General features: G+C 36.1%; 24 protein-coding genes and 1 pseudogene. 20 read left to right on the top strand and 5 right to left on the bottom strand.

Annotated elements, in window-relative coordinates:
- Positions 1-8 precede the first annotated feature (8 nt).
- From GD597_RS15835 to GD597_RS22150, 3 genes are all read right to left on the bottom strand, one after another.
- Entirely contained in the window at positions 9-230 is a 222-nt protein-coding gene (locus GD597_RS15835) for a hypothetical protein (protein ID WP_171608862.1), read from the bottom strand.
- 35 nt (positions 231-265) lie between these two features.
- Positions 266-943 carry an ABC transporter ATP-binding protein gene (locus tag GD597_RS15830; protein ID WP_171608861.1) on the bottom strand — a complete coding sequence of 226 codons (678 nt, stop codon included), beginning with the start codon at positions 941-943 and terminating at the stop codon, positions 266-268.
- Positions 944-1,034: 91 nt separating this feature from the next.
- Positions 1,035-2,291, bottom strand: coding sequence for an efflux RND transporter periplasmic adaptor subunit (locus GD597_RS22150; RefSeq protein ID WP_171608860.1), 1,257 nt, complete (start codon positions 2,289-2,291; stop codon positions 1,035-1,037).
- A 687-nt stretch (positions 2,292-2,978) separates the two neighbouring features.
- Here GD597_RS22150 and GD597_RS15820 point away from each other — a divergent pair.
- The 19 genes and pseudogenes from GD597_RS15820 (at position 2,979) to GD597_RS22095 (ending at position 21,857) form a co-directional block, all read left to right on the top strand.
- Positions 2,979-4,340, top strand: a complete 1,362-nt coding sequence (locus GD597_RS15820; RefSeq protein ID WP_235954319.1) for a sigma-54-dependent transcriptional regulator — start codon at positions 2,979-2,981, stop codon at positions 4,338-4,340.
- 62 nt (positions 4,341-4,402) lie between these two features.
- Positions 4,403-5,752, top strand: a complete 1,350-nt coding sequence (locus GD597_RS15815; protein WP_171608859.1) for a sensor histidine kinase — start codon at positions 4,403-4,405, stop codon at positions 5,750-5,752.
- Positions 5,753-6,102: 350 nt separating this feature from the next.
- The gene (gene istA, locus GD597_RS15810; RefSeq protein ID WP_171608858.1) at positions 6,103-7,638 is read left to right on the top strand and encodes an IS21 family transposase; all 1,536 of its coding nucleotides are present in this window, start codon (positions 6,103-6,105) and stop codon (positions 7,636-7,638) included.
- A 34-nt stretch (positions 7,639-7,672) separates the two neighbouring features.
- A complete protein-coding gene (gene istB, locus GD597_RS15805; protein ID WP_171608857.1) occupies positions 7,673-8,431 on the top strand; it encodes an IS21-like element helper ATPase IstB in 759 nt (252 codons plus the stop codon).
- 275 nt (positions 8,432-8,706) lie between these two features.
- Complete coding sequence (locus GD597_RS15800) at positions 8,707-9,141, top strand: RrF2 family transcriptional regulator (protein ID WP_171608856.1); 435 nt, start codon at positions 8,707-8,709, stop codon at positions 9,139-9,141.
- 48 nt (positions 9,142-9,189) lie between these two features.
- On the top strand, positions 9,190-10,473 hold the full coding sequence (locus GD597_RS15795) for an alginate export family protein (protein ID WP_171608855.1): 1,284 nt from the start codon (positions 9,190-9,192) through the stop codon (positions 10,471-10,473).
- 33 nt (positions 10,474-10,506) lie between these two features.
- The gene (gene nirK, locus GD597_RS15790; RefSeq protein WP_171608854.1) at positions 10,507-11,940 is read left to right on the top strand and encodes a copper-containing nitrite reductase; all 1,434 of its coding nucleotides are present in this window, start codon (positions 10,507-10,509) and stop codon (positions 11,938-11,940) included.
- A gap of 2 nt (positions 11,941-11,942) precedes the next feature.
- The gene (locus GD597_RS15785) at positions 11,943-12,704 is read left to right on the top strand and encodes a formylglycine-generating enzyme family protein (RefSeq protein ID WP_216368605.1); all 762 of its coding nucleotides are present in this window, start codon (positions 11,943-11,945) and stop codon (positions 12,702-12,704) included.
- A 10-nt stretch (positions 12,705-12,714) separates the two neighbouring features.
- Positions 12,715-13,338 carry an SCO family protein gene (locus GD597_RS15780; RefSeq protein ID WP_171608853.1) on the top strand — a complete coding sequence of 208 codons (624 nt, stop codon included), beginning with the start codon at positions 12,715-12,717 and terminating at the stop codon, positions 13,336-13,338.
- A gap of 13 nt (positions 13,339-13,351) precedes the next feature.
- Positions 13,352-13,825 carry a c-type cytochrome gene (locus tag GD597_RS15775; RefSeq protein ID WP_171608852.1) on the top strand — a complete coding sequence of 158 codons (474 nt, stop codon included), beginning with the start codon at positions 13,352-13,354 and terminating at the stop codon, positions 13,823-13,825.
- Positions 13,826-13,902: 77 nt separating this feature from the next.
- The gene (locus tag GD597_RS15770) at positions 13,903-14,328 is read left to right on the top strand and encodes a c-type cytochrome (protein WP_171608851.1); all 426 of its coding nucleotides are present in this window, start codon (positions 13,903-13,905) and stop codon (positions 14,326-14,328) included.
- A gap of 27 nt (positions 14,329-14,355) precedes the next feature.
- A complete protein-coding gene (locus tag GD597_RS15765; RefSeq protein WP_171608850.1) occupies positions 14,356-15,696 on the top strand; it encodes a cbb3-type cytochrome c oxidase subunit I in 1,341 nt (446 codons plus the stop codon).
- 22 nt (positions 15,697-15,718) lie between these two features.
- The gene (gene ric, locus GD597_RS15760) at positions 15,719-16,447 is read left to right on the top strand and encodes an iron-sulfur cluster repair di-iron protein (protein WP_171608849.1); all 729 of its coding nucleotides are present in this window, start codon (positions 15,719-15,721) and stop codon (positions 16,445-16,447) included.
- Positions 16,448-16,453: 6 nt separating this feature from the next.
- Complete coding sequence (locus GD597_RS15755; protein WP_216368604.1) at positions 16,454-17,254, top strand: CbbQ/NirQ/NorQ/GpvN family protein; 801 nt, start codon at positions 16,454-16,456, stop codon at positions 17,252-17,254.
- Between the two features lie 5 nt (positions 17,255-17,259).
- Positions 17,260-19,023, top strand: a complete 1,764-nt coding sequence (locus GD597_RS15750; protein ID WP_171608848.1) for a nitric oxide reductase activation protein NorD — start codon at positions 17,260-17,262, stop codon at positions 19,021-19,023.
- Positions 19,024-19,590 (top strand): cytochrome c oxidase subunit 3, encoded by a 567-nt coding sequence (locus GD597_RS15745; RefSeq protein WP_171608847.1) that lies wholly within the window; start codon positions 19,024-19,026, stop codon positions 19,588-19,590.
- A gap of 9 nt (positions 19,591-19,599) precedes the next feature.
- Positions 19,600-19,842 (top strand): cytochrome C oxidase subunit IV family protein, encoded by a 243-nt coding sequence (locus GD597_RS22215; RefSeq protein WP_171608846.1) that lies wholly within the window; start codon positions 19,600-19,602, stop codon positions 19,840-19,842.
- Positions 19,843-20,051: 209 nt separating this feature from the next.
- A complete protein-coding gene (locus GD597_RS15735; RefSeq protein WP_171608845.1) occupies positions 20,052-20,585 on the top strand; it encodes a 5' nucleotidase, NT5C type in 534 nt (177 codons plus the stop codon).
- 183 nt (positions 20,586-20,768) lie between these two features.
- Positions 20,769-21,857: pseudogene (locus tag GD597_RS22095) on the top strand (ABC transporter permease subunit).
- A gap of 3 nt (positions 21,858-21,860) precedes the next feature.
- Here the strand turns inward: GD597_RS22095 and GD597_RS15725 are convergent.
- Positions 21,861-22,331 carry an Lrp/AsnC ligand binding domain-containing protein gene (locus GD597_RS15725; RefSeq protein ID WP_171608844.1) on the bottom strand — a complete coding sequence of 157 codons (471 nt, stop codon included), beginning with the start codon at positions 22,329-22,331 and terminating at the stop codon, positions 21,861-21,863.
- A gap of 428 nt (positions 22,332-22,759) precedes the next feature.
- Between GD597_RS15725 and GD597_RS15720 the strand changes: the two genes are divergently transcribed.
- A complete protein-coding gene (locus tag GD597_RS15720) occupies positions 22,760-23,686 on the top strand; it encodes a DUF3078 domain-containing protein (protein ID WP_171608843.1) in 927 nt (308 codons plus the stop codon).
- A gap of 267 nt (positions 23,687-23,953) precedes the next feature.
- On the opposite strand, the gene GD597_RS15715 is transcribed toward GD597_RS15720, so the two are convergent.
- Positions 23,954-25,057, bottom strand: a complete 1,104-nt coding sequence (locus GD597_RS15715) for a YncE family protein (RefSeq protein ID WP_171608842.1) — start codon at positions 25,055-25,057, stop codon at positions 23,954-23,956.
- Between the last annotated feature and the right edge of the window lie 421 nt (positions 25,058-25,478).

Below are 25,478 nucleotides of genomic sequence, written 5' to 3'. Positions count from 1 at the left end.
ATAAAAAATTATAATAGTTGCAACATTCTAAAAGCAATAAACTGCCCGGGTGTTTCACTATCTGTCTGGCAACAACCGGTGGTGGTTTCCATGTTATTTTGGGGTGCCGCGGTATCAATATTTTTAACTGTTATTTGAGACTGGTAAATACTACCGGCCATCACCACAATACAACCAACCATTATGGTAAACAGTAAAATAAACATGGTATTTTTTGTGGCATTTTTCATGATAAACAATTTATAGGTACAGCTATATTTCGTTGTTAGATTAATATGTTTTCGGTTACAGTTTGCCCATCCAGCATACGAATAATGCGGTGGCTGTACTTGGCATCATGCTCGCTGTGTGTAACCATAATGATGGTGGTACCCTGTTCATTTAATTCGGTTAATAATTCCATTACCTCGTTACCATTATGGCTATCCAGATTACCGGTAGGCTCATCGGCCAAAATTAGCTTTGGCTTATTTACTACGGCACGTGCAACTGCCACACGTTGCTGCTGACCGCCGGATAATTGTTGCGGGTAATGGTTACGGCGGTGCATGATCTGTACTTTTTCCAGTACTTCTTCTACTCTTTTCTTACGCTCCGGCGCTTTCATGCCGGTATAAATCAACGGCAATTCTACATTTTCAAAAACGGTAAGTTCATCTATCAGGTTAAAGCTTTGAAAAACAAACCCAATATTGTGTTTACGTAAATCGGCACGTTTACGCTCGTTAAAACCGGCCACTTCAATACCGTTAAAAATAAAGCTGCCTGCATCGGGATCGTCCAGCAAACCCAGGATATTTAACAGGGTAGATTTGCCGCAACCACTGGGGCCCATTACCGATACAAATTCTCCTTCCTTTACTTCAATAGAAAGTTTGTTTAAGGCAATGGTTTCTACTTCTTCTGTGCGGTATACTTTTTCCAGACTGGTTATCTTTATCATAGCATTTTTTGTTTTGTTCCCAGGCAATTGGCTTTTGCCTGATGAGGTAAATTGTTGTGTGTATATTAACTGTTCAATATTATTTTGGTAATTATTTTTTCTTTAATACCAGCTCCTGCATGTTCTCGTAATTCTCATAACTACTGGTAATTACTTTATCTCCGGGTTCAAGGCCTTGCAATACTTCATAGGCATCTGTATTTTGGTTGCCCAGTTGAATGTTTACCTTATAGGCTGTGCTGCCATCCTTGCTTACTTTAAATATCCAGTTACCACCTGTTTGCTGGTAAAAACCGCCTTTGGCCAACAGCAGCGATTGTCTTTCATCGCTTAATGCCAATAGAATTTGTAAGGTTTGTCCGCGGCGTATGCCTTTTGGCACTTTGCCTACAAATTCCATATCTACCTGAAAGCGGCCACTGGTAACCTGTGTATATACTTTTTTAATTTCCAGCTGGTAACTGGTATCGGCAAAGCTAAAGCTACCTCTTAAGCCCACATAAATACGCGAAATATAATGTTCGTCTACATCTACCCTTACTTTATAGCCACTCATTACATCCAGCTGGCCCAATCTTTCGCCTTTATTTTTATTCTGACCTACTTCTGCATCCAGCGATGTTAACTGGCCATCTACCGGGGCACGTACTATCAGGTCGCCCACTTTTTTACGCATTACTGACAGTGCATTTTGAGAACCTTCGTACGATTGTTTGGCCTGTATTAACTGCTGCGTGTTTGATAACGAATCCTGTTTTAATACCTGTTGAGAAAGCTTCTTTTTATTCAGTTGGTAGTAATACTCATTCTCACTTTTTTTAAACTCCTGGGATCCAATTACTTTTTGCTCAAACAAATGCTTATTCAGGTTATACACCCTTTCAGCTTCTTTAAGATTATTCTCGGCATCCGTCATTTGATTAAGGTTGTTAATGGTGTTTTGCTGGGCTGCATTTTTCGAGATCTGCATTTGGGTTAACAGGTTATATACCGATGTTTCCTGGTTTACCAAACTCAATTCCAAATCGGTATTGCTTAATCTTAAAATGGGTTGTCCCTTGGTCATCATGGCTCCATCTTCCACAAATTTTTCTTCTACGCGGCCACCCTCTACAGCATCCAAATAAATAGTGGTTTCTGGTAAAACCACACCGTTTACGGGAATGTTTTCCTGGAATATTCCTTTTTTTACTTCCGAGATTTGTAACCTGTCTGTCTCTACATTCAGTTTACTATTGCCCGATGTAAAATAATAACTGGCTGCAATTAATGCTACCAATGCGGTAATACCGGCAATGGTGAGTATTTTTTTGGTTGTCCATTTCTTTTTTTCAATTACTCTGTCCACAGTGTAAAATTTATCGTTGTTGTTAATTTTAAAATTACTGGTTATTGGTTGTTATTGTTGGGCGTTCCCTGCGGGCCGGGCTTTTCACTGCAAGTCCTCGCCCCGGGGCGGGGCTCCGGGCTTTTCGTTGCAATCCCTAACGCAGAAAAAACCAATTTTCTCTTTATAAAAACCCGGTGTAGAAACACAGGTTTGTTTTGTACATGAGAATATATTGTTGTTTACTTTGTTATTGGTTATGCCTGCAAAAAGCTGTAAGCCTTATCAGCTAAAGTGGTGGCTACAGGCCTGTAAACACTGCAGCTACCCTAAAAGCTGTTACCCAAAAATTCAACTTGTCAAAAAACTCTGCTGCTATATTAAATAAATAGTAGTGCCAGAAATTTTTGCATTGAAAAACAATGCTTTACAAAAATTTATTCAAAACGGGTGTACGCTTTTGATACACTTTGTGTACGCAATTGCAACAGCGGGCAATGGCCTGTTTTGGATAAGCATTTCAATATCATTCATTTAAAACAATTGGTATATTTATAGCAATGGTTGGCACAATAGATTGGCAGATAATGAAATGACCGTATTTTGCTGCCAATTGGCCAGAACGTACAAGAGTGCGACGCAAGTAAAGCCAATGCTGGTTTTAACGCCCGGCTCACACATTAATAAGCATACTAAAAAGAGTGATACATGATGAACCTGAAAAAATTTTCTATCCTTGCGGTAGACGATGATCCGGATATTTTAACCGCGGTTAGGCTATTATTAAAAACAGAGGTAAAGGAAATTATCACCGAAAAAAATCCGGAGAACCTGCTGTCACTATTAAGCAAAAATAATTTTGATTTGCTGCTACTGGATATGAACTTTAAATCCTCTATAAATACCGGTAACGAAGGTATTTTCTGGCTAAAGCGGGTGAAAGAATTACGGCCCGATATATCGGTTATTATGATTACCGCCTATGGCGATATTGATCTTGCCGTTAGATCCTTAAAAGAAGGGGCTGCAGATTTTGTAGTTAAACCCTGGCATAACGATAAATTGATTAGCACCATTGCCGATGCCATTAAAGGCAAAACAGGTGTAAAAAATAAGACAGGCAGCATGGGCGGTGATGTTAACCTCGGTAAAGACATGATTGGCACCAGCGAGGTAATGCAGGATATTTTTTACAAAATTTCTAAAATTGCCCCTACCGATGCCAATGTACTTATACTTGGCGAAAATGGCACTGGTAAAGACCTTATTGCCAAAGCCATTCACGAAAGATCACTGCGGGCAGATAAACCTTTTGTAAAAGTAGATGTAGGTGCTTTAACCGAAACCCTGTTTGAAAGTGAATTATTTGGCCACAAAAAAGGCGCATTTACCGATGCCCGTGAAGACCGTGTAGGCCGTTTTGAAAGTGCCAATGGGGGCACCCTATTTTTAGACGAGATTGGTAATATTGCCCTTGCCCAGCAAGCTAAACTACTTACGGTTTTACAAAACAGAATGGTAACACGCCTAGGCGCCAACCAGGCTATGCCTATTGATATACGACTTATATGCGCTACCAACCTGCCTTTAATGGAACTGGCAAACGAAAGCCGGTTTAGAAAAGACCTGGTATACCGTATAAATACCGTAGAAATTACCGTACCTCCATTGCGCAAACGCGGTGAAGATATTATTCTGCTGGCCAAACACTATGCGCAGCAATATGCCGGCAAGTATATGCGCCCCTCCATAAATTTTGATGAAAGTGCCAGGCAAAAATTACTACAGTACCATTACCCCGGTAATGTAAGGGAATTACAATATACTATTGAAAGGGCCATTATTATGGGCGATGGAGATGTACTGCAGGCCAAAGACCTTATTTTTTCACCCATAGAATCTGCACCCGTAATTAGCGATGAAGCAGACGATACCAACCTTAGTAATCTGGAGAAAAATACCATTTTGAAAGTAATAGAAAAACATGGCGGCAATATTACCAAAGCTGCACGGGAACTGGGGCTTACAAGAACCGCCCTATACCGCCGCTTAAGTAAATACGATATTTAACAAGGTAATATTGCAGCAGATGTATTTTACCCATATTGCCTTTATAGCTTAAATTAAAGCAGATGCTTAAAAGATACGAATGGTCTATCATTATAAAAATTGCCCTGTTGTTTATAGTGCTTTGTATTGGTGCATTTTTACTGGTTAAAGAATTTTACGTGTACCTGTTACTGGTATTGCCTATACTTATTATTCAGCTGATTGATTTTTTCAGGTTTCAGCAAAAAGCCCAGGACGAGGTAAACCAGTTTGTAGAAAGTGTGCATTACCGCGATTTTTCGCGCCGCTTTGATGTAAAACATGCACCTATGGAAATACAGGCCCTGCGCAAAGGATTTAACGAAATAAATGCCACTTTAAAAGGCTTAACCAAAGAAAAAGAAACCCAGTACCAATACCTGCAAAAAATTCTGGAACTGGTAGATACGGGCATTCTCTCCTACGAAATAGAATCGGGCGAAGTAGTATGGATGAATGAAGCTTTAAAAAAAATATTACAGGTACCCTATTTAAAAACCATTCATTCACTTAGTAAACGTGACTGGTCATTATACCACGAAATCATGGCTTTACCATTGGCTAAAAGTCATATTGTTACCGCACATAAAGATGCCAACCCGGTTAAGTTATTATTGTCTGCCACCGCCTTTCAAACCGAAGGAAAAAAGTATAAATTAATTGCTTTTCAAAACGTAAACGAAGCATTAGACGAAACCGAGAGCAAAGCCTGGCAAAGGTTGTTAAGTGTAATGACCCATGAGATTATGAATTCCGTAGCGCCCATTTCTTCCCTATCGTATACACTTAAAAATCTACTTAACCAGTCAAAAGACAAAATGCCTGCCGATAGCTGGAACGATTTTGAAGACCTGGAACTGGGTATTGAAACCATCCGCAGCCGCAGCGAGGGACTGCTAAAGTTTACTGAAACCTACCGTAACCTAAATAAAATAACCACGCCCAACCTGTCTAAAGTGTATATCCGCGATTTGTTCGAAAACCTGCACACCCTGATGCAGCCCACATTGGCGCAAAAGCAAATTGAAATGGATATCATTTTAAAAGACCCCGAATTAATGCTGGAAGCAGATACCAATCTGGTAGAACAGGTAATGATTAATTTAATTGTAAATGCCATTGAAGCAGTAAAAGAAACCCATGAACCGCTTATTAAACTTTCTGCTGCGGTAAGTGCTTCCCAAAAAACAGTTATACAGGTTTCAGATAATGGGTATGGCATGCCCGAAGAATTAATAGAGCGCATTTTTATTCCATTTTTTACTACTAAAAAAACAGGCAGTGGTATCGGACTTAGTTTATGTAAACAAATTATGATGTTGCATAAAGGCAATATACAGGTTCAATCTAAAGAAGGGGGCGGTACGGTATTTTCGCTGGTGTTTAACCAATAGCATTTTTAAAATTATGGGCCATAAACCTGCACTGCTATTAAGCATGCTTGCGTCGATTTCTATGGTATTGCCAATGAATAGGAGTAATTTTTTTCGTAAATTCTCTTGTTATTGACACAAGCAAAGATTCTGAGCACTATTTTGTTACGGATAGTGGAAAATCCAGTCAAATTGACCCCCTAATACCAGCGTAAACTGACCCCCTTTCGCCAGAGCAATGTGACCCCCTGCCGCCAGAGCAAATTGACCCCCTAAAAACGAGTAAAAGAATTAGTTGTTTTCGTAGGAAAAAAAGAAGAGGTTCTTGGTTCATCAAGTCCTTTCTTTTCATGTCTAACAAAACAATTGAGATGTTTACAATTCGCCAGATTCTTCGACTTTACTCCACAGGGATGGGTGCAAAATCAATCAGCAAATCTACAGGGGTTGCACGCAACACCATTAAAAAATACTTGTATCGTTATGTACTATCAGAGAAAACATTTGAAGAGATTGAAGCAATGAGTGATGCAGAGATGTCGCAGCTGTTCTTAATTAAAGAGCCTATTGTGGGATTAAATAGGCGACTCTCTGAATTAGAACCACTTCTTCCAATACTTGCAAGTATGCTTAAGAAGCGTGGTGTCACAAAGGGCAAAGTGTATGAATTCTACCTAACACATTGTGTGGATGGCTATAAGAGTTCATCATTTTTGGAGAAGCTCAATCGGTTTATGCAGGTTGGTAAGCCTTCTTTAAAAATGACTCATAAGGCGGGTGATAAAATGTTTGTGGACTTTACAGGGCAAAAATTACACTTAGTAGATGCGGATACTGGTGAGATCAAAGACCTGGAAGTATTTGTAGCCATACTCGGATGTAGTCAGCTTACTTTTGTAATGGCTGTTCACTCACAATGCAAAGAAGATTTTATACTAGGATGTGAAAGTGCCTTGCATTTTTTTGGTGGTGTGCCACAAGCGATAGTCCCCGATAATTTAAAATCTGCTGTAACCAAAGCCAGCAAATACGAGGCACAACTCAATGATACTTTTGCTGCCTTTGCGGAGCATTACCACACATTTGGATGTCCTACCAGAACCTATAAACCTAAAGACAAAGCATTGGTAGAAGGTGCAGTAAAAATTAGCTACACCACCATATTCTCTAAGATTGATCAAAAGGTTTACCACCATCTTGACGAGATGAACAAAGACATACTTGTGCATCTTGAGGTGCACAATAACGCCAAGCTTACTGGGGAGAACTATAGCAGGATGCAACAGTTTATAGATGTAGAAAAACAGGCACTGCAACCACTGAATCCTTATTTGTTCGAGCCAACGACGGTTCAACTATCAACGGTAAACAAGTATGGACACGTATTACTGAGTGTAGATAAACGCTTTTACAGTGTACCCTACAAGTTAATCGGCAAGCGATTGAAGGTGAAGTATACCACTACTCAATTACAAGTATATAATGAAAACGAGATTGTAGCCGTACACGATAGATATCATGGCAAAGATCTGAAATACATTACCACACAAGACCACTTAGCCTCGCACCACAAATATGCGACAGACTGGAATCCACAGAAGTTTATGACTACTGCCAATGAGATTGGAGCCGGTGTTGCTCAATATATTGCTAAGATATTAGCCAGAGAGGTTTACCCGGAACAGAGCTATAGATCCTGTTCTGGCGTATTAAACTTTGCTAAACGAGTAGGTAACACAAGACTCATCAACGCTTGTAAACGAGCAGATAGTTATGGTATTTACAACTATGGTATAATAGATCAGATACTTCGATCAAAAGCAGATGCCATCCCAATGGAAGATGAGATACCGACTACCGATATGCCAACACACGAAAACGTGCGTGGCGCAGATTATTTTGAATAATTAATTTTCACTAACCAATTCAATCAAAAAAAACATGAACAAAGACACGTTAAAGAAAATGGGCGATATGCGCCTGCATGGCATGCAAACCGCTTTTAAAACTTTTGTAGAGCTTCCGCCAGCAGTAAGCTTTACCAATGATGAGATGGCACAGTACTTAGTACAAAACGAATGGGATGATCGCAAGCATCGTTCCTTACAGCGAAACCTTAAAACAGCCAAGTTCCGTTATCTGGCAGATGTGAACGGAATTGATTTTGACAACAACAGAGAACTGGACAAAAACCAGATAGACCGATTGTTTACTTGCGAGTTTATTAAAAAAGGACAAGATGCTTTTATCACAGGTAGCACTGGTACAGGTAAGAGTTATTTAGCATCTGCTATTGGACGCCAGGCTTGCTTGCTAGGTTTTAAAGTTTACTACACCAATACAGCCAAACTTCTGTCTATTTTAAAGATGGCCAAGGCAGATGGTTCTCATATTAAAGAACTTGCTAGAATAGAGAAACAAGATCTGTTGATATTAGATGACTTTGGCATACAGTCTTTTGATGCTAGCGGCAGAGCATTATTGATGGATATTGTAGAAGACCGACATGGCAAACACAGTACCATCATTGCTTCGCAGGTTCCTGTAAAAAACTGGTATGATGTGATTGGTGAACAAACCGTTGCTGATGCCATCCTGGACAGACTAGTACATCAATCAGTGCGGGTAGAGTTAAAAGGGGAATCACTGAGAAAACTAAAAAAGGAAAATAACGCTGAGCAAACCGAGAAAATTAATTAATCAAAATAGGCAAAAAAAATCCTACGTTTGAAAAGCAAAAACAACTAGTTCTTTACTATTTTTTTAGGCCTCAATTAATACTTTTTTGGAAAGTATTCTTAGGGGGTCACATTGCTCTGGCGAAAGGGGGTCAATTTGTCTGGTATTTACAGTGGAGGAGAAGTAATGAATAATGATGCTGTTTTTATGACTTTAATCAGTTTTGATAATAAAAGACAATAATATCTTTTATTATTGCTTTCTGCATTTTATCTTTGTCATAGAATTGTAATAAAATGTTTTCTAAAACTTGCGAATACGCCATTAAAGCTACTATTTTCATCGCTCAACAACGAGATGGAATTACTTGCGTAGGAGTTAAGGAAATTGCAAAAGGCATTCATGCACCAGAATATTTTGTAGCAAAAATTTTACAAGAATTAAGTCGTAAAAAAATTGTGAGTTCAGTAAAAGGTCCCAATGGAGGATTTTGTATGAGTGAAGCACAAATGAATAAACCTGTTTTGGATATTGTGCTATTAATAGATGGTGATGGGTTATTAAATAGTTGTGTTTTAGGGTTAGAACATTGTAGTAATATTAATCCATGCCCAATGCATCACGAATATCAAAAAATTAAACAAAGTGTTAGAAACATGCTTGAAAAAAATACTATTCTTGATTTCAATAATTTAGTATTGGCAAAAAAAGCTGTATTATTTATGAACTAAATTTTTTTAATAAAATAAAAGATAAAAAGGTATTTAAATCTTAATATAATGAGCAGTAACAATTTAAAAATCATCATCGTATTAATGCTAACAAGCATTATCGCAATTAAAAGTTTTTCGCAAGAAAACTATTTCAAAATTTCAGCACAATATAGAGCTAGAACTGAATTAAGAAACGGCTATAGAACGCTAATGACAGATTCGTCTAAAACAGCCTTTTTTACTGGTCAACGAGCACGTCTCATTTTCGACTATAAGAAAGATAATATTCAAATGTTTTCTTCTATTCAGGATGCAAGAACATGGGGCGATGAAGAGCAAAAGAAAGACGTAGCAGGTTTGCAAGTCAATGAATTGTGGATGGAACTAAACTTGAAACAAGGGTTTGCATTAAAAATGGGACGTCAAGAATTAGTCTATGACAACCATCGCTTATTCGGTAATTTAGACTGGGCAAATTTAACCATTTCGCATGATGCCATATTGTTGAAATATACTGATGATAAAAATAAATTCAAATGGCACTTAGGTGGTGCATTCAACCAAGTTGGTGAACCAATTTTTGGAACAACTTACGCATTAAAAAATTATAAAGCGCTCGGTTTTTCTTGGGTAAAAAAAGAATTCAATAAAGGTCATTCACTTTCAGGAATTGCCATTGTAAACGGAATGAATTCTATCGTTACAAGCAATACAAAATTAAAAGCAACTTATACATTTGGACCTTTATATAATTATAATCTCAATGGCTGGAAAGGTATATTAGGAGCTTATTACCAAGGAGGTAAAACAGAAAGCAATTTAAACCAAAATGCTTTTATGATAAATGCTTATGGTGAGAAAAAAATAAAGAAAATCGCCTTTGGTTTAGGTGCAGATTATTTGTCAGGAAATAAAGACAATACAAGTGCAACTGCAAACAATAGTTTCTCTACTCTTTATGCTACCAACCACAAGTTTTACGGATATATGGATTACTTCTTAAATATTCCAACAGATACGAAACAACGAGGTTTGATGGATTTATATGCACGTGTTGGATATACACCGTCAAAAACTATTTCTGCATCGTTAGACCTTCATCATTTTTCATTAGCAAATGAAAATAATCTTGGAATTAATAAAATAAAGAAATCTTTAGGAAATGAAGTTGACATATTAGTTGACTACAAACCTTCCTCAATTATTCATTTGCAATTAGGTTATTCATTGCTTTTTGCAACCAAAAATATGGAATATATAAAAGGAGGTAATGCCAATGATTTTAATACATGGGCATATCTTATGCTAAAAGTTTCACCAACATTATTATACAATGAATTTAAAAAATAGACCAACATTTAATAACAAATAAAATTACACGTCATGAACACAAAACAAATTAAATTAGTAGCAATAGTCTTTATTTTAGGACTATTTATGGGAAGTTGTAAAAACAATTCTAGTACAAGTAAATCTTCAAATGGAGTTGAAGAAATCAAAGGAGAAGAAGTAGCCGTTTTAACAGATGCACCCAATGTGCCACCACCCATTACAAGAGATTATGCAACAAAAATGATTGTAAATCTTGAAGTCATAGAAAAAGAAATGGAAATGATGGATGGTGTAAAATACAATTTCTGGACATTTGGAGGAAGTGTGCCTGGTAAATTTATTCGTGTTCGCCAAGGTGATTTTGTAGAGTTTCATTTGAAAAATAATCCAAGTAGTAAATTACCACACAATATTGATTTACATGCTGTTTCTGGTCAAGGAGGTGGAGCAGCAGCAACATTTACTGCACCAGGACATGAAACTCAATTTTCATTTACAGCCTTAAATTCAGGATTATATATTTATCATTGTGCTACTGCGCCAGTTGGTATGCATATTGCCAATGGAATGTATGGTTTGATATTGGTAGAACCTAAAGAAGGCTTGCCAAAAGTGGATAAAGAATTTTATGTTTGTCAAGGAGATTTCTATACCAAAGGGAATTATGGTGAATCTGGCTTGCAACAATTCAACATGGACAAAGCCTTAAAAGAACAACCAGATTATGTTGTATTCAATGGAAAAGTAGGTGCATTAACTGGAGACAAAGCATTGAAAGCTAAAGTAGGTGAAACTGTTCGTTTATTTGTAGGTAATGGTGGTCCTAATTTGGTTTCAAGTTTCCATGTAATTGGTGACATTTTTGACAACGTTTATCCTGAAGGAGGAACTACATTAAATCACAATGTTCAAACAACTTTAGTACCTGCTGGAGGTTCAGCTATTACAGAATTTAAATGCGATGTACCAGCCACTTTAATTTTAGTTGATCACTCAATATTCAGAACATTCAATAAAGGTTCTTTAGGTATGTTGAAAGTAGAAGGGAATGAAATGAAATCTATTTACTCAGGTCAACAAGATGATCGTATTTATCAAGCAGAAGGAGGTGCACAAACCATGCCTGACGAACCAGTTGTTGCTGCTAAACCATTAACTAAAGAAGAAAAAATAACACAAGGGAAGGCAGTATATGCAAGCACTTGTCAAGCATGTCACCAAGCAGACGGGAAAGGAATTGATGGCGCTTTCCCACCATTATTAAATTCAGATTATTTTGCTTCAAATCCATCATTAGTTACTAAAACTATTATTCATGGTTTATCAGGAAAAATTACTGTAAATGGAAAAGCATTTGATGGTGTGATGCCAAAACAAACATTAAGTGATGCTCAAATAGCTTCAGTGGCAACATTTGTATTAAATAGTTTTGGAAACAAAGGAGGCGAAGTGTCACCTGCTGATGTAGCAAAACAACGTAAATAAGCATGTACAAATTATTCACAATATTATTTTTGTTTATCGACTTGTTGGTCTTTGGTCAAAGTCAGCCAGCCATGGTTAATATAAAGGGAGGAATCTTCCTTCCTTTATATTCTTTGGATAGTCAAAAAACTATAGTGAAACCATTTTTAATGGATGTTTATCCTGTAACAAATGAGGATTACAAAAAATTTATTTTACAAAATCCAACATGGAGTAAAACAAAAATAAAATCCATTTATGCTGATACTAATTATTTACATCAATGGAATTCAGATACCTCATTTAATGCAACTATTGCATTAAGTCCTGTGGTAAATGTATCTTGGTTTGCAGCAAAAAAATATTGTGAATGTCAAGGAAAACGATTGCCATCTGTAGCCGAATGGGAATTGGCAGGTAGAGCAAGTGAAACAAAAGCAGATGCTTCCAAAGATTTAAAATTTAATCAATGGGTATTGAATTGGGTATCAAAATCTAGTCCTAAAGTATTGCCACATGTGGGCTCTACATTCAAAAATTTCTATGGAGTTTGGGATTTACATGGCTTAGTTTGGGAATGGACATTTGACTTTAATAGTGCATTAACCACTGGTGAATCAAGAGGAAATAGTGGACTGGATAATACGTTTTTTTGTGGTGGAGGTTCATTCGCATCAAAAGATATTAATAATTACGCATCGTTTATGCGCTTTGCTTCTAGGTCAAGTGTAAAAGCCAAATATGGTGTTCCTAATTTAGGATTTAGATGTGTAAAAAATAAATAAAAACAATAAAATGAAAAACAAAATAAAAATAATAGCATTAGCAGTATCAATTTTCTTTATTTTTTCTTGTAATGAAAAAGAAGAAAAAGAATGTTGTAAAAAAGACAAAAATAAAACAGAGGAGGTTGTTGAAAATGAAACAACTTCTAACGAATCTATTTTTAATTTAGAAAGTAAATGGATTAAGCAAAATAAAGACAGCATGTCTTTAAGTGATTTGTCAACTAAAATTACTGTAGCTGCTATGGTGTTTACACATTGCGAATCGGCTTGCCCAAGAATAGTTGCAGACATACAACGAATAGAAAAAGCTTTTTCAAAAGAAGAATTACAAAACATACAATTCTTATTAATCACAATGGATCCTGAAAGAGATACACCTGAACGATTTGTTGAATTTTCAACTGATCATCAGTTGAATGATAATTGGACTTGTATATCATCAAATAACGATGCAACCATGGAAATTGCCAATGTGTTAAATGTTCGTGTAAAACCTTTGGCAGATGGAGGCTTTGATCATTCCAATACCATTCATTTAATAGACAAAAATGGAAACATCGTATTTCAGCAAAATGGATTAGCTCAAGAACCTACAGAAATCATAGAAAAAATAAAAACTTTAATAAAATAAAAATTCAAAAAAAATGAAAAATTTAAAATTGGTAGCAATTGCTACATTAACAACAGCAACATTTTTATTCTCTTGTGGTGGAGAAGAAAAAAAAGAAGAGACACAAGCAACAACAGAAGCACCAAAATCTATGTTGGAAGAAACACCTGCAGCAGGAGGACTTGAAGCAAGATTAGCATCAGGAAAAGCAGTTTATGAAAAAACGTGTCAAGCTTGTCATCAAGCAGATGGAAAAGGTTTGCCTGCAACATTCCCACCTTTGGCAGGTTCTGATTATTTAGCAGCCGATTTGCCAAGAGCTATTGGTGGAGTTGTTAATGGTTTGACTGGAGAAATAACTGTAAATGGAGAAAAATTTAATCAAGCAATGCCAGCAGCTACAAATACTGATGAAGAAATTGCAGATGCATTCACTTATGTGTTAAACAATTTTGGAAACAAAGGTGGTGAAGTAAGTGCAGCAGAAGTTAAAGCAACAAGAAAATAAATAGAAATAGTTAAAAGGATTAATTATATAAATCCTTCTAATAAAATCTATCATTTTAAATTTTAAATAATAAAATTATGCTATCAAAATCGCAAGCCAAAGTATTTTTCCTAGGAGGTACTATTGTCACTTTTGCCATATTCTTAGGGCTATCATGGAACTCATTAAGTAATGAAGTTCCTAAAAGAACACATGAAGAAAATTTAACACCTCAAGTTATTTCAGGTAAAACAATTTGGGAAAAAAACAATTGTATGGGTTGTCATACTATTATGGGTGAAGGCGCTTACTATGCACCTGAATTGACCAAAGTATATGAAAGAAGAGGAGAAGCTTATATTAAAGCAGCTCTTATGAGTAAAACTCCTTGGTCGCCAAGAGGTCGTAAAATGGTAGCTTACGCCATGACAGAGCAAGAAGCAAACGATGTTGTTGCTTTTCTAAAATGGATAGGCGAAGTGGACTTAAATGGATTTCCAGCAAAACCAGATTTAAAGAAATAATTTTCAAACAAAATAAATTTAATTATCATGAAGTATAAATCACAAAAAGTGGCGTATTGGTTTTTTGCATTATCAATGCTATTACTTTCGTTGCAAATAGTATATGGTTTTATTATGGCATTTGCGCATATGGGTTATGATGTGTTGCATCAAATAACACCATTTAATACTGCTCGTGCAGTACATACCAATTTATTAGTCGTTTGGCTTTTATCAGGTTTTATGGGAGCTGCTTATTACATTATTCCTGAAGAAGCAGAAAATGAATTAGTGAGCGTAAAATTAGCATACATTCAATTAATATCATTAGCAGTAGTTGGTGTTGTAGCCATTGTTGGTTATCATTTTAACTATTGGGAAGGGCGAAAATTTTTAGAAATTCCAAGACCATTAGACTGGTTAGTTGTAGTAAATGTTTTAACCTTTTTAGGAATTATTTTAGTTACCCTTTTTAAAGGAAAAAAACGAACTACCACATCACTTGTATTAACCATGGGATTAGTATTTGCAGCTTTACTTTATTTGCCTGGTATGATTTGGTTTGATAATCAAACGATGGATTCGTTCTTCCGTTGGTGGGTAGTACATTTATGGGTAGAAGGTGTATGGGAATTAATTATGGGAGGTATACTTGCATTTTTATTAATCAAAATTACCGGAGTTGACAGAGAAGTAATTGAAAAATGGTTATACGTAATTGTAGGTCTAACTTTCATCTCTGGAATCTTAGGGACAGGTCATCACTACTATTATATTGGTGTTGGAAAAGCTTGGTTAATTATTGGAGGAATATTTTCGGCATTAGAACCTTTAGCATTTTTAGGAATGGCATTATTTGCAATTGCTATGTACAGAAAAGGAGAGAAAAAACATCCAAATAAAATAGCTTTAAGCTGGACTTTAGGCACTGCCATTGTATCATTTGTTGGTGCTGGTTTGTTAGGTTTAGCACATACATTACCTGGTGTAAATATGTACACTCATGGAACATTGGTAACAGCCATGCACGGACATTTAGCATTTTGGGGTGCTTATGGCATGATCGTTTTAGCTTTCATTAGTTACTCAATGCCAAACTTGACAGGACGCAAATTTTACGATAGTACAACAGGTTTATTAGCCTTCTGGTTATCAAATATTGGGATGGTAGGTATGACGGTAGCCTTTGGTGTAGCTGGTGTAGCTCAAGTTTATTTAGAGCGAAAAGTGGGTATCGAATTTGGTGTGGTACAACAAGAGATACAAGTTCACTTTGTGATTTTAGCAGCTTGTGCTACTTTATTTACAACTGGAATTGGGTTTTATATTTATGAATTTGTAAAATATGGTAGACCCAATGATGAAGCACTAGAAACAATTTCAAATTAAAAATTAATAAAAAATAAATACAATGAATTTAGATAAAGAATTAAAAATAGCAGAAGTTGTAAGTGAAAATATTAAAGCAGCAGATATATTTAAAAAACATGGAATAGATTTTTGCTGTGGTGGTGGAATCTCAATTGCTAAAGCATGTGAGAAGAAAAATTTAAACATTGACGACATTATGAGTGAGTTGAAAAATTTAGATAACAAAATATTACCATCACAAAATTTCAATAAGTGGGAATTAGATTTTTTAACTGATTACATAGTCAATACACATCATGCATATGTATTAGAGGCTATCGAATTGTTAGATGCTTATTCAGTAAAAGTAGCTAAGGTTCATGGCGAAAACCACCCACCTGTTTTGGAAATAGAACGCCTTTACAACATGGTGAAAATGGAACTTTTGCAACACATGCAAAAAGAAGAACGCATTTTATTTCCATATATCAAGCAAATGGTAAATTCAAAAAATGAAAATTGTCCTTTGATAAATTCTCATTTTGGAACGGTACAAAACCCAATAAATATGATGCAAGCCGAACATGAAAATGCAGGCGATGTTTTGAAGGAAATTGCCAATTTATCAATGAACTATACCCCACCAGAATGGGCTTGTAATACATTCAAAGCATTGTATGCAAAATTGGATGAGTTTGAACAAGACTTACATATGCATGTTCATTTAGAAAATAATATTTTGTTTCCGAAAGCTATTGAATTGGAAAAGAGTTTTCAAGTATTAAATTAATATATCATGGAAATGATGATGGAAGAAACCGAAGTGGGTATACCATTTTATCATGCCGTTGGCAAAGAAGTGGAAGTGTTTGAACAAGTGTATCATAATAAATTGCCAATACTTTTAAAAGGACCTACTGGAACAGGTAAATCAAGATTTGTAGAATTTATGGCTAATAAATTAAGGAAGAAATTGATTACTATTAGTTGCCATGAAGAAACATCTTCTACCGATTTAATAGGGCGATTTATCATCAAAGGAGCAGAAACAATTTGGTTAGATGGACCTTTAACAACAGCTGTAAAAAATGGACATATTCTCTATTTAGATGAAGTTGCAGAAGCACGTCCTGATGTTATTGTTGCCATACATTCATTGACAGATCATAGACGAGAATTGTTTATTGATAAACTTGGTGAGACATACAAAGCTCATGAAGATTTTATGTTAGTTGCTTCCTTTAATCCAGGCTATCAACGTGGATTTAAAGAATTAAAACCATCTACTCGTCAGCGTTTTGTTGCATTATCTTTTAATTATCCAGAACCTAAAATTGAACAAGAAATTTTAGTTCAAGAAACAGGCATCGACGATGATATGGCTAAAAGGTTAGTGATGCTTGGCAACAAGGTAAGAAACCTAAATGAGTTAGGTTTAACTGAAACAGTATCAACACGATTACTAGTAGATGCAAGTAAGTTATTTCAAAGTGGATTAGCAAAAAGATTAGCAGTAAAAGTAGCTGTAATGGAGCCTTTGTCGGATGAGAAACAAACACTGGAAGCCTTATATGATTTAACTGATTTGATGATTTAGTTGAAATGGCACTAGACGAATATTTATTTGGGAAAATTGCTAATTATTTTAAGAAAAAGAAAACTTACTCTTCTAAAATAATTGAGAAAACTGTTTATTTAGAAGAAATAAAACAGCGTTTAACCATTATGGCAAGAGCATTAACAGGAACTGCCATAGAAATTTTTCCAGCAGAAAGAGAAGGAGGATTTAAGAATACAAATTTCTTTTTCCCTACTTCTTTTTCTTTTTTTGAAACTTACGAACAAAATTTAAGCTACTATTTTTATCGTCTGATTTATTTATCCAACCAAAAAGAACTGAAATTAAATTGGTATCAACCAACTGAAATAGATTTAAAAACGGCACAACAAAAAGCCCATGAAACATCTGATGTAGTATTAGAAAAAATGTTTACAGAATATCCTGTCACCAAAAAATTATATCATGAGTTTGAAACACAATTGAAACGAAAATCAACGGAGAAAAAACCAATTGATTATTCATGGCTATTTGGTAAATGGATGAAAGATGAAAATGTTTCAAATAATAATCAAGAGCTTAATCAATTTTCTGACCAGATAAAAAAAGCACAAGAAGAACAGGCTAAAACAGAAATTAAGTCTAAAGCAGTTGAAGATATTATAACCATAGAAGTAGATAAAAAGCAACAAGAAGATTATGTGATGACCCATAATTTTGAAAAGGTAGAAACAGCTGAAGAGCACAGTGGAGTTTGGCGTGATTTTGATGGCGAAGATGAATTAGAAGACCATCAAGATGCATTGGATGAATTGAATATGAAATATGTCGTAAGAGTAGATGATACAGCACATTCCATTTACCATGCAGAATTTACAGAGAATACTAGTATTTCTGAAAGTACATCTATTAACAATACTGATTTTCATTGTTCATACCCTGAATGGAATTATGCCAAGAATGAATATAAACCAAATTACTGCAACGTATTTCCATTAACACAGGCTACAACTGATACAAATTATTATCAAAAAACCATTCTTGAAAATGCCACTACGTTACAAGGTTTACGAAAAATGTTAACCTCTGTAAACAATAAAATGCAACAAGTAAGAAGGCAAACGGATGGTGATGAATTTGAATTGGATGCCTTGAGCGATATGTATGTGGATATACATTCAAAACGAACACCCAACGAAAATATTTATTTATCGAAACGCAAAAAAGAAAAAGATATTTCTATATTATTGTTGTTAGATATTAGTTTGTCTAGCGATGGATATGCAGATGGAAATAGAGTCATTGATGTAGAAAAAAAAGTGAGTATTTTGTTTGGTGAAATTTTAAATGAATACGATATTGATTTTGCTGTTCAAGGATTTTATTCCAAAACAAGAAATTTTTCAAGTTATGTTTGCTTAAAAGAATTTGATGAAAATTGGAGTATTTCAAAACATAAAATTGGAAGTATAGAACCAAGGGGCTATACCCGAATTGGAGCAGCACTGCGTCATTCAGGATTCCTGTTGAGTAAAAGGCAAACAAAAAACAAATGGGTCATTCTTTTATCTGATGGCAAGCCTAATGACTACGATAAGTACGAAGGTAAATATGGCATTCAAGATGTGAAACAAGCTTTGCATGAATTAAAATCTCAAAATATAAATTCCTATGCCTTAGCTATTGAAGCACAAGCAAAATATTATTTACCACAAATGTTCGGACAAAATCATTATCAAATTTTAACCACACCAGTTGAGCTATTAAAATCATTGGTAAAGTTGTATGAAAAAATTAAATACGCCTAAATGAACAATTCAAATATTGAAGAGAAAGATACTTTTGAACCACCTGGAGGCTACCTCATTTGGATAGTTATTTTTATAGAATTAATAACCTTTGGCATTGCACTTATTTTCTTTGTTATAAATGGCAAAGAAAATCAAATAGAGTATCACGAATCTGCGATGATGCTCAATAAAACTTTTGCGTTTTTAAATACAATAGTTATTCTAACCAGTGGTTATACAATGGCTGAAGCTATTCGTTTTCTGAAAAAAGCAATGACGATAAGATTTAAAATGTATACTCTTGCAACAATTCTGTTAGGGCTATTATTTATAGCCATAAAATCTATAGAATATTATACAAAATTTCAACATAATATAAGTTTAAATAGCAATAGCTTCTTTTTATATTATTTTATGCTGACAGGTTTTCATTTATTACATGTCATATTTGGCTTGGCTTTGTTATCTTATTTTTATTTTTCATCCAACAAAAAAAATGAAGATATAGAAGCAACAGCAGCATTTTGGCACATGTGTGATTTGATTTGGTTATTGATTTTCCCTCTTGTTTATTTAATTTTTTAATCCTCATTTATGAAAATTATAGTTGAAAGAAATACGATTATTTTGTTGATTTTAATTTCACTCACATTACTTACATCATTTTTTATACATTCTAAATATTCGGCAATTGCAATTCTTTTTTTTGCTTTCATCAAAATAAATTTAGTTGCTTTTCATTTCATGGAATTAAAATATTCTCATAGAATTTGGAAAGTTGCGTTTTTACTTTTTGTTTCCTTTTTATTAACTATACTTGGTATATTTCTCTTATAATAATAGAAAAAAGAAAAGCTCAAATTCTTTTTATAATCTAAATTCTATATATCGAACTGCTCAATCCTCACAAAATCTTCCTCACATAATTTCGATTTTGCAATAATGCTTTGTATAAAACAGCGCTTGCTAAAATTAAGGCTGCCGCGGTTTATAATAGTGGTGCACAAGTTTTATATTCGGGCAAATTTTACGGCAAATTCAATACTATGAGAATATTAATTGATATGGATGAAGTAATGGCCGATGCCATTGCCCGTTTTTTAGAATGGTATCAGCGCGATTTTGGAATTACCTATACTGAAGAACAATTGCATGGTACCAAACTGCAATATATTGTACCCGAAGCACACCGCCCAACCGTAAGGCAGTATGCACACCAACGCGGCTTTTTTGCCAACCTGCCCCTTATAGCCAATAGCCAGGAAGTAATAAGGGCACTTAACGATAAGCATGAAGTTTACATCGCATCAGCCGCCATGGAATTTAAATACTCACTGGAAGAAAAACACGACTGGCTGGATGAATATTTTCCGTTTATACATTGGAAACGCAGGATTTTTTGTGGTGACAAAAGCGTGTTAAAAGGTGATGTTTTAATTGATGACCATGCATTTAATCTTTCTGTTTTTAGCGGCAGGGCCATTATGTTTTCTGCCACACATAATATGCTGGAAACCGGTTACGAACGTTTAAACAATTGGCAGGAAGCCAGACAACTGTTTGACCTGGATACACCATAAATTCATTTTATAATTATCGGCTGTTTGCCGCCATATTGCTGCAGTACAAGAGTGCGACGCAAGTAAAGCAGCCCATTACTACTATTGCCGGGTACCCCATTATTCCTATTTTAGGGCAGGCAATATCAATTTTGCATGGGTATAATTATTCTTTGCCGGCATGCTTTACTTTAGCAGGTATAAATGAGCGCAACCTCAACATATCGCCCCACGTTTTTTAAAAGATTATGGAAGAATAAGGCGGGCATTTTTGGTTTGTGCATTATAGTAATTTCCATTATAATGGCCGTTTTCGCTTACTTTATTGCACCCGATCATTCGCCCCATGCCAATAGAATAATACCCGAAATAGCCAATAAAAACCCAGGATTTTCCATTAAATTATTAAGGCTAAAAAAAACGGGTGAACCACCACCTGCCACCAGCACTTTTAACTGGTTGTTAAACGGCCGGGAAGATGCCTATACCTTTATTCCCATTAGCTCTTATGTGCTGGTAGACGACAGTATTTTTGCCCAAAAATTTGTTGACGATGGTATTAACGAGCCATTATCCATTGGTTTAATAAGTGCGGCAGATAAACCGGTTGTTCAAAAAACATTTTACCTGGGTACCGATAAATTTGGCAGAGATATGGCCAGCCGGTTGATTATTGGCACCCGGGTAAGCTTAAGTGTGGGTTGTATTGCGCTTATTATTTCGCTTGCTATTGGTATTGTACTGGGTGCCTTAGCGGGTTATTTTGGGGGTTGGGTTAATAATATAATCATGTGGTTAATAAATACCATTTGGAGTATACCCACCCTATTACTTGTTTTTGCCATTACCTTATTACTGGGCAAGGGCTTTTGGCAGGTATTTGTGGCAGTGGGGCTTACCATGTGGGTAAATGTAGCCCGGCTTGTAAGGGGCTAGGTACTGGCCATACGCGAAATGGAATATATAGAAGCCGCAAAAGTGTTGGGATATTCAAATACCAGAACCATTGTGCATCATATTTTACCCAATATTATGGGACCGGTAATAGTAATTGCCGCTGGTAATTTTGCCTCGGCCATTGTAATAGAAGCCGGGTTAAGCTTTTTGGGTCTGGGCGTACAACCACCCCAACCCAGCTGGGGATTAATGATTAAAGAGAACTATAACTTTATTATTACCAATCATCCAATGCTGGCAGTAGAGCCAGGTTTGGCTATTATGTTGCTGGTGCTGGCTTTTAACTTACTGGGTAACGGTTTAAGAGATGCTTTACAGGTTAAAAACAATATCTAGGGCCTATTCACCCACTACCACCACATTCCTGTTAAGGCTTTCATCAAGCGAAATAAATGTTTCTGTGCGTTCAATTCCCTTTATTTTTTGTAATTCATCATGCAACACAAAACGTAGCTGCTTAATATCCTTACATACTACTTCGGCAAACATGCTGTAATTACCGGTGGTATAGTTAAGGCGTACAATTTCAGGTATTTTGCGCAGTTCCTTGGCAACCGTATCGTATAAAGAGCTTTTCTCCAGAAAAATGCCTATAAAAGCAATCACATCATAACCAAGGGCTTTTAGGTCTACACTTAACCTGGTACCCTTTACTACGCCACACTCTTCCAGCTTTTTAATGCGTACGTGAATGGTGCCGCCAGATACAAATAATTTCTTCCCCAAATCTGCATAAGATATTTCCGCATTCTCCATCATCTCCTGAATTATCTGAAAATCCAGTTTGTCTAAATTTAATTTATAGCTCATTTTTTCGATGCTTTATAGATTATTTTTTGGTTTTATTGCAAAATATTGAATAATTTCTATATTTTAAAAATAATTGTTGAATTATTTGTAACAAAAAGGCCTTTTCTTTAATATTGCATTGTCAAACTAAACATTTGCACTTTATCACTGTGGGGTGATGAAATCTTGGCAGACATACCCTCTCGTCTCGGGGGTGAGGACCAAAGGATAAATATAGCATAGAGTCGACCAAAACATCCGTTCGGCCGACCGGGGTTGACCACCAGACTTTGTGCGAAAGCTAACTTCCTCGTGTAGGTTCGAATCCTACCCCTACAGCTTATATAGCCTCCGCATTCGGAGGCTTTTTTTATGCTTTGCCAAAAAATCGCATCTTTCTTCTCATTTTTTGCAAATTTATTGCACCTTCATAAAAAATCAGTTTTTATATGAAGGCTTTACCTATGTTATGCACTCTTGTATTTTTTGCAGTATTAGCAAATGCACAAGACGAGACCGTAAAAACACTGCAAACAGAAGCAGGCAAATCGATTGCAAAAGACCCAAAGGACACTTCGTCAAAAATATGGAAAACAGGTGGCACTTTTAGTTTTAATCTTGCACAGGGCACTTTAAGCAATTGGGCAGCCGGTGGCGATAAATTCTCCCTCTCCGTAAATACATTTATCAATGCACATGCTTTTTACAAAAAAGGCAAGGCCAGCTGGGATAATAATGTAGACATCTATTATGGCCTGGTAAAAACCACCAGCCTGGGCACCCGCAAAAATGATGACCGCTTCGATCTGCTGTCAAAATACGGACAGTCCATTCACAAAAACTGGAATTTAACCGGCCTGTTTAACCTGCGTTCGCAGGTTTTAAAGGGGTACGAATACCCCGATGCCAATACCAAAATATACAATTCCAACTTTTTTGCTCCCGCATATCTGTTATTAAGTCCGGGTTTTGATTATCATCCGTCATCCAATTTCTCCTTATTTCTTTCCCCGGCTACCTCCCGGTGGATTATAGTAAACGATACCACCCTGTCTACCATTTATGGACTACAGGCAGGCAACAAAAGTATTTTCCAGTTTGGTGCCTATGCCAGTGCCAACTATAGCGCCAACCTAAGCAAAGTGGTAACCTATAAAGGCAAGCTGGATCTGTTTTCCAATTACAAGTCAAGGCCGCAGAATATAGATTTGTATATGACCAACCAGTTTGCCGCCAAAATATCACGTGTATTATCAACCACCTTAAGCGTTTCCTTTATTTACGATGATGATGTAAAACTCTTTGGTAAAAATGGAGATTCTCCGGGCCTGCAATTTCAATCTCTGCTGGGGGTAGGACTGCTGGTAAAACTATAACCAAAACGGCCAAATACAGGTTTTTTATGAGTCGGGCATTAGCGCTACCGGCGGCCTTACTTGCGTCGCACTCTTGTACTATAGTAATTCCTTCAGCACAAGAGTGTAAGTAAGGCAACAAAGAGTTATGTGGCCTGGCTACTAAAAAAAATAATACAACTATTTAAGGCCCTAATGAAAATTAATCTGTGGCCAAGAAAAAGAAAAAGGGCATGCTTAAACGCATGCCCTTTTTCTTTTTCAGAGGTTAGATTCAGCGTTGCATTTTTACTCTGTTAAAGTAATAGCTTCAGGTGAATAGGCAGTGGTTATAAAACGTGCGGGGGCAACATCGCCGCCACTTGTAAGATCGAAGATCATGAGTTTCTTATTTGCCTTTTCTGCTACAAAAATATAAGGTTTGCCATTTGCCCATCTTGCAGATACGTCTACCGGGTTACCCAAACCTGTATTTTCGCCATAAATTTGTGTATCAGCAGCAATTGTTCCGCCTGATGCAAGTTTAGATGCTGCATTTTTAATTACATAAATACCACCATCTGCATTAAAAGCCGGTTTGCCTTCTGTAGCAACTAGCGGAGCTGTAGCTTCGCCAATTTCTGTAACAACCAATGCATCAATATCGTAATTATAATCTATGCCATGCAGGCGGCTATAAGTTCCGTTTGGCCTATTAGTTATATTTATAGAGCGGCTGGAAGTTACAGTTCCTGCAGCCAAAATATCCGGCGCATCAAATATATCAAGGCGCATAGCGGCCTGATCCATTACTACAACAAGCCTGTTTCCCTTTCTGTCGAAAGTAATGCCCCATGGCTGCCCTGCAATTTTTAATACATCGCCGGTTACCAAGCCAGATAAAGAAGTAAAGTTTCTGTAAACCCTGATGGAACTGTCTGTATTGTTCGATACATATAAAATATCCCTCTTGCCATCGTACGCAATTTCTCTTCCACTACTCAAACTATTATCTGTAAATGATCTTGAGGGCGAAGGTGCACCACTCATTGAAGAGGCATTTGCAAAAACATACAATGTTTTGTTTTTACGGCTTAATTGGTACAGCTCATCGGTAAGCTTATTGTAAAATACACCATTACCATCTTTTGCATTGGTTGCATACTGCATTTTCTCCTGTATTTCAGTTGCCGATATTTTGTATAAATACAAATTATTTACTGCAGCAGCGGTATCAGCCGCAGATGCGTATAACCCGTTTTTTTCACGCCCCGCAAGCAAATCATCAATCTGTGAAGCATTTGCCGCATTAAGCGATTGTGTCACATTTGTTTTTTTGCAGGAAATAACAGTTGTCAAAATACCCGCTGTACATGCGTAACAAATAAATTTGGCAAGGTTTAATGTTTTCATAAATTTTTATTTTTATTAGTTACGAAGTGTGAGAAAGTTTGGATTTATGATTTGTAAAAAAGACAACTAACTTTTGGCAGAGCTTTGAAATAAAACTATCGTTCCCAATTATTTTGAGTGCTGTTATTTTTTTAAATTAGGTAGTGAGCGGAGCCGGGCCAAAGGATTTCAATGGTAAATCCATTGCGTCGCACACTTGTACGGTGAGAAACTTTATTGGGCCTATACTAAATCGTATTTTAAATCAAAGCCAGTTGGCGGGAATTCCAAAAGTGGCGAAAAAAAATTAGGGATTTTATCACTCCCGTAATCGCTTCTAGATTTTATACACTTTCTGTGCTTTATACCAAACCAAAACCATTTATAATAAAGCCCCATCGCATTACCCGCTGTACAAGTGTGCGACGCAAGGATGTATCAT

This window comes from Limnovirga soli (genome assembly GCF_013106755.1).
Taxonomy (GTDB): Bacteria; Bacteroidota; Bacteroidia; order Chitinophagales; family Chitinophagaceae; genus Limnovirga; species Limnovirga soli.
This window is presented reverse-complemented; position numbering and strand designations above follow the sequence as displayed.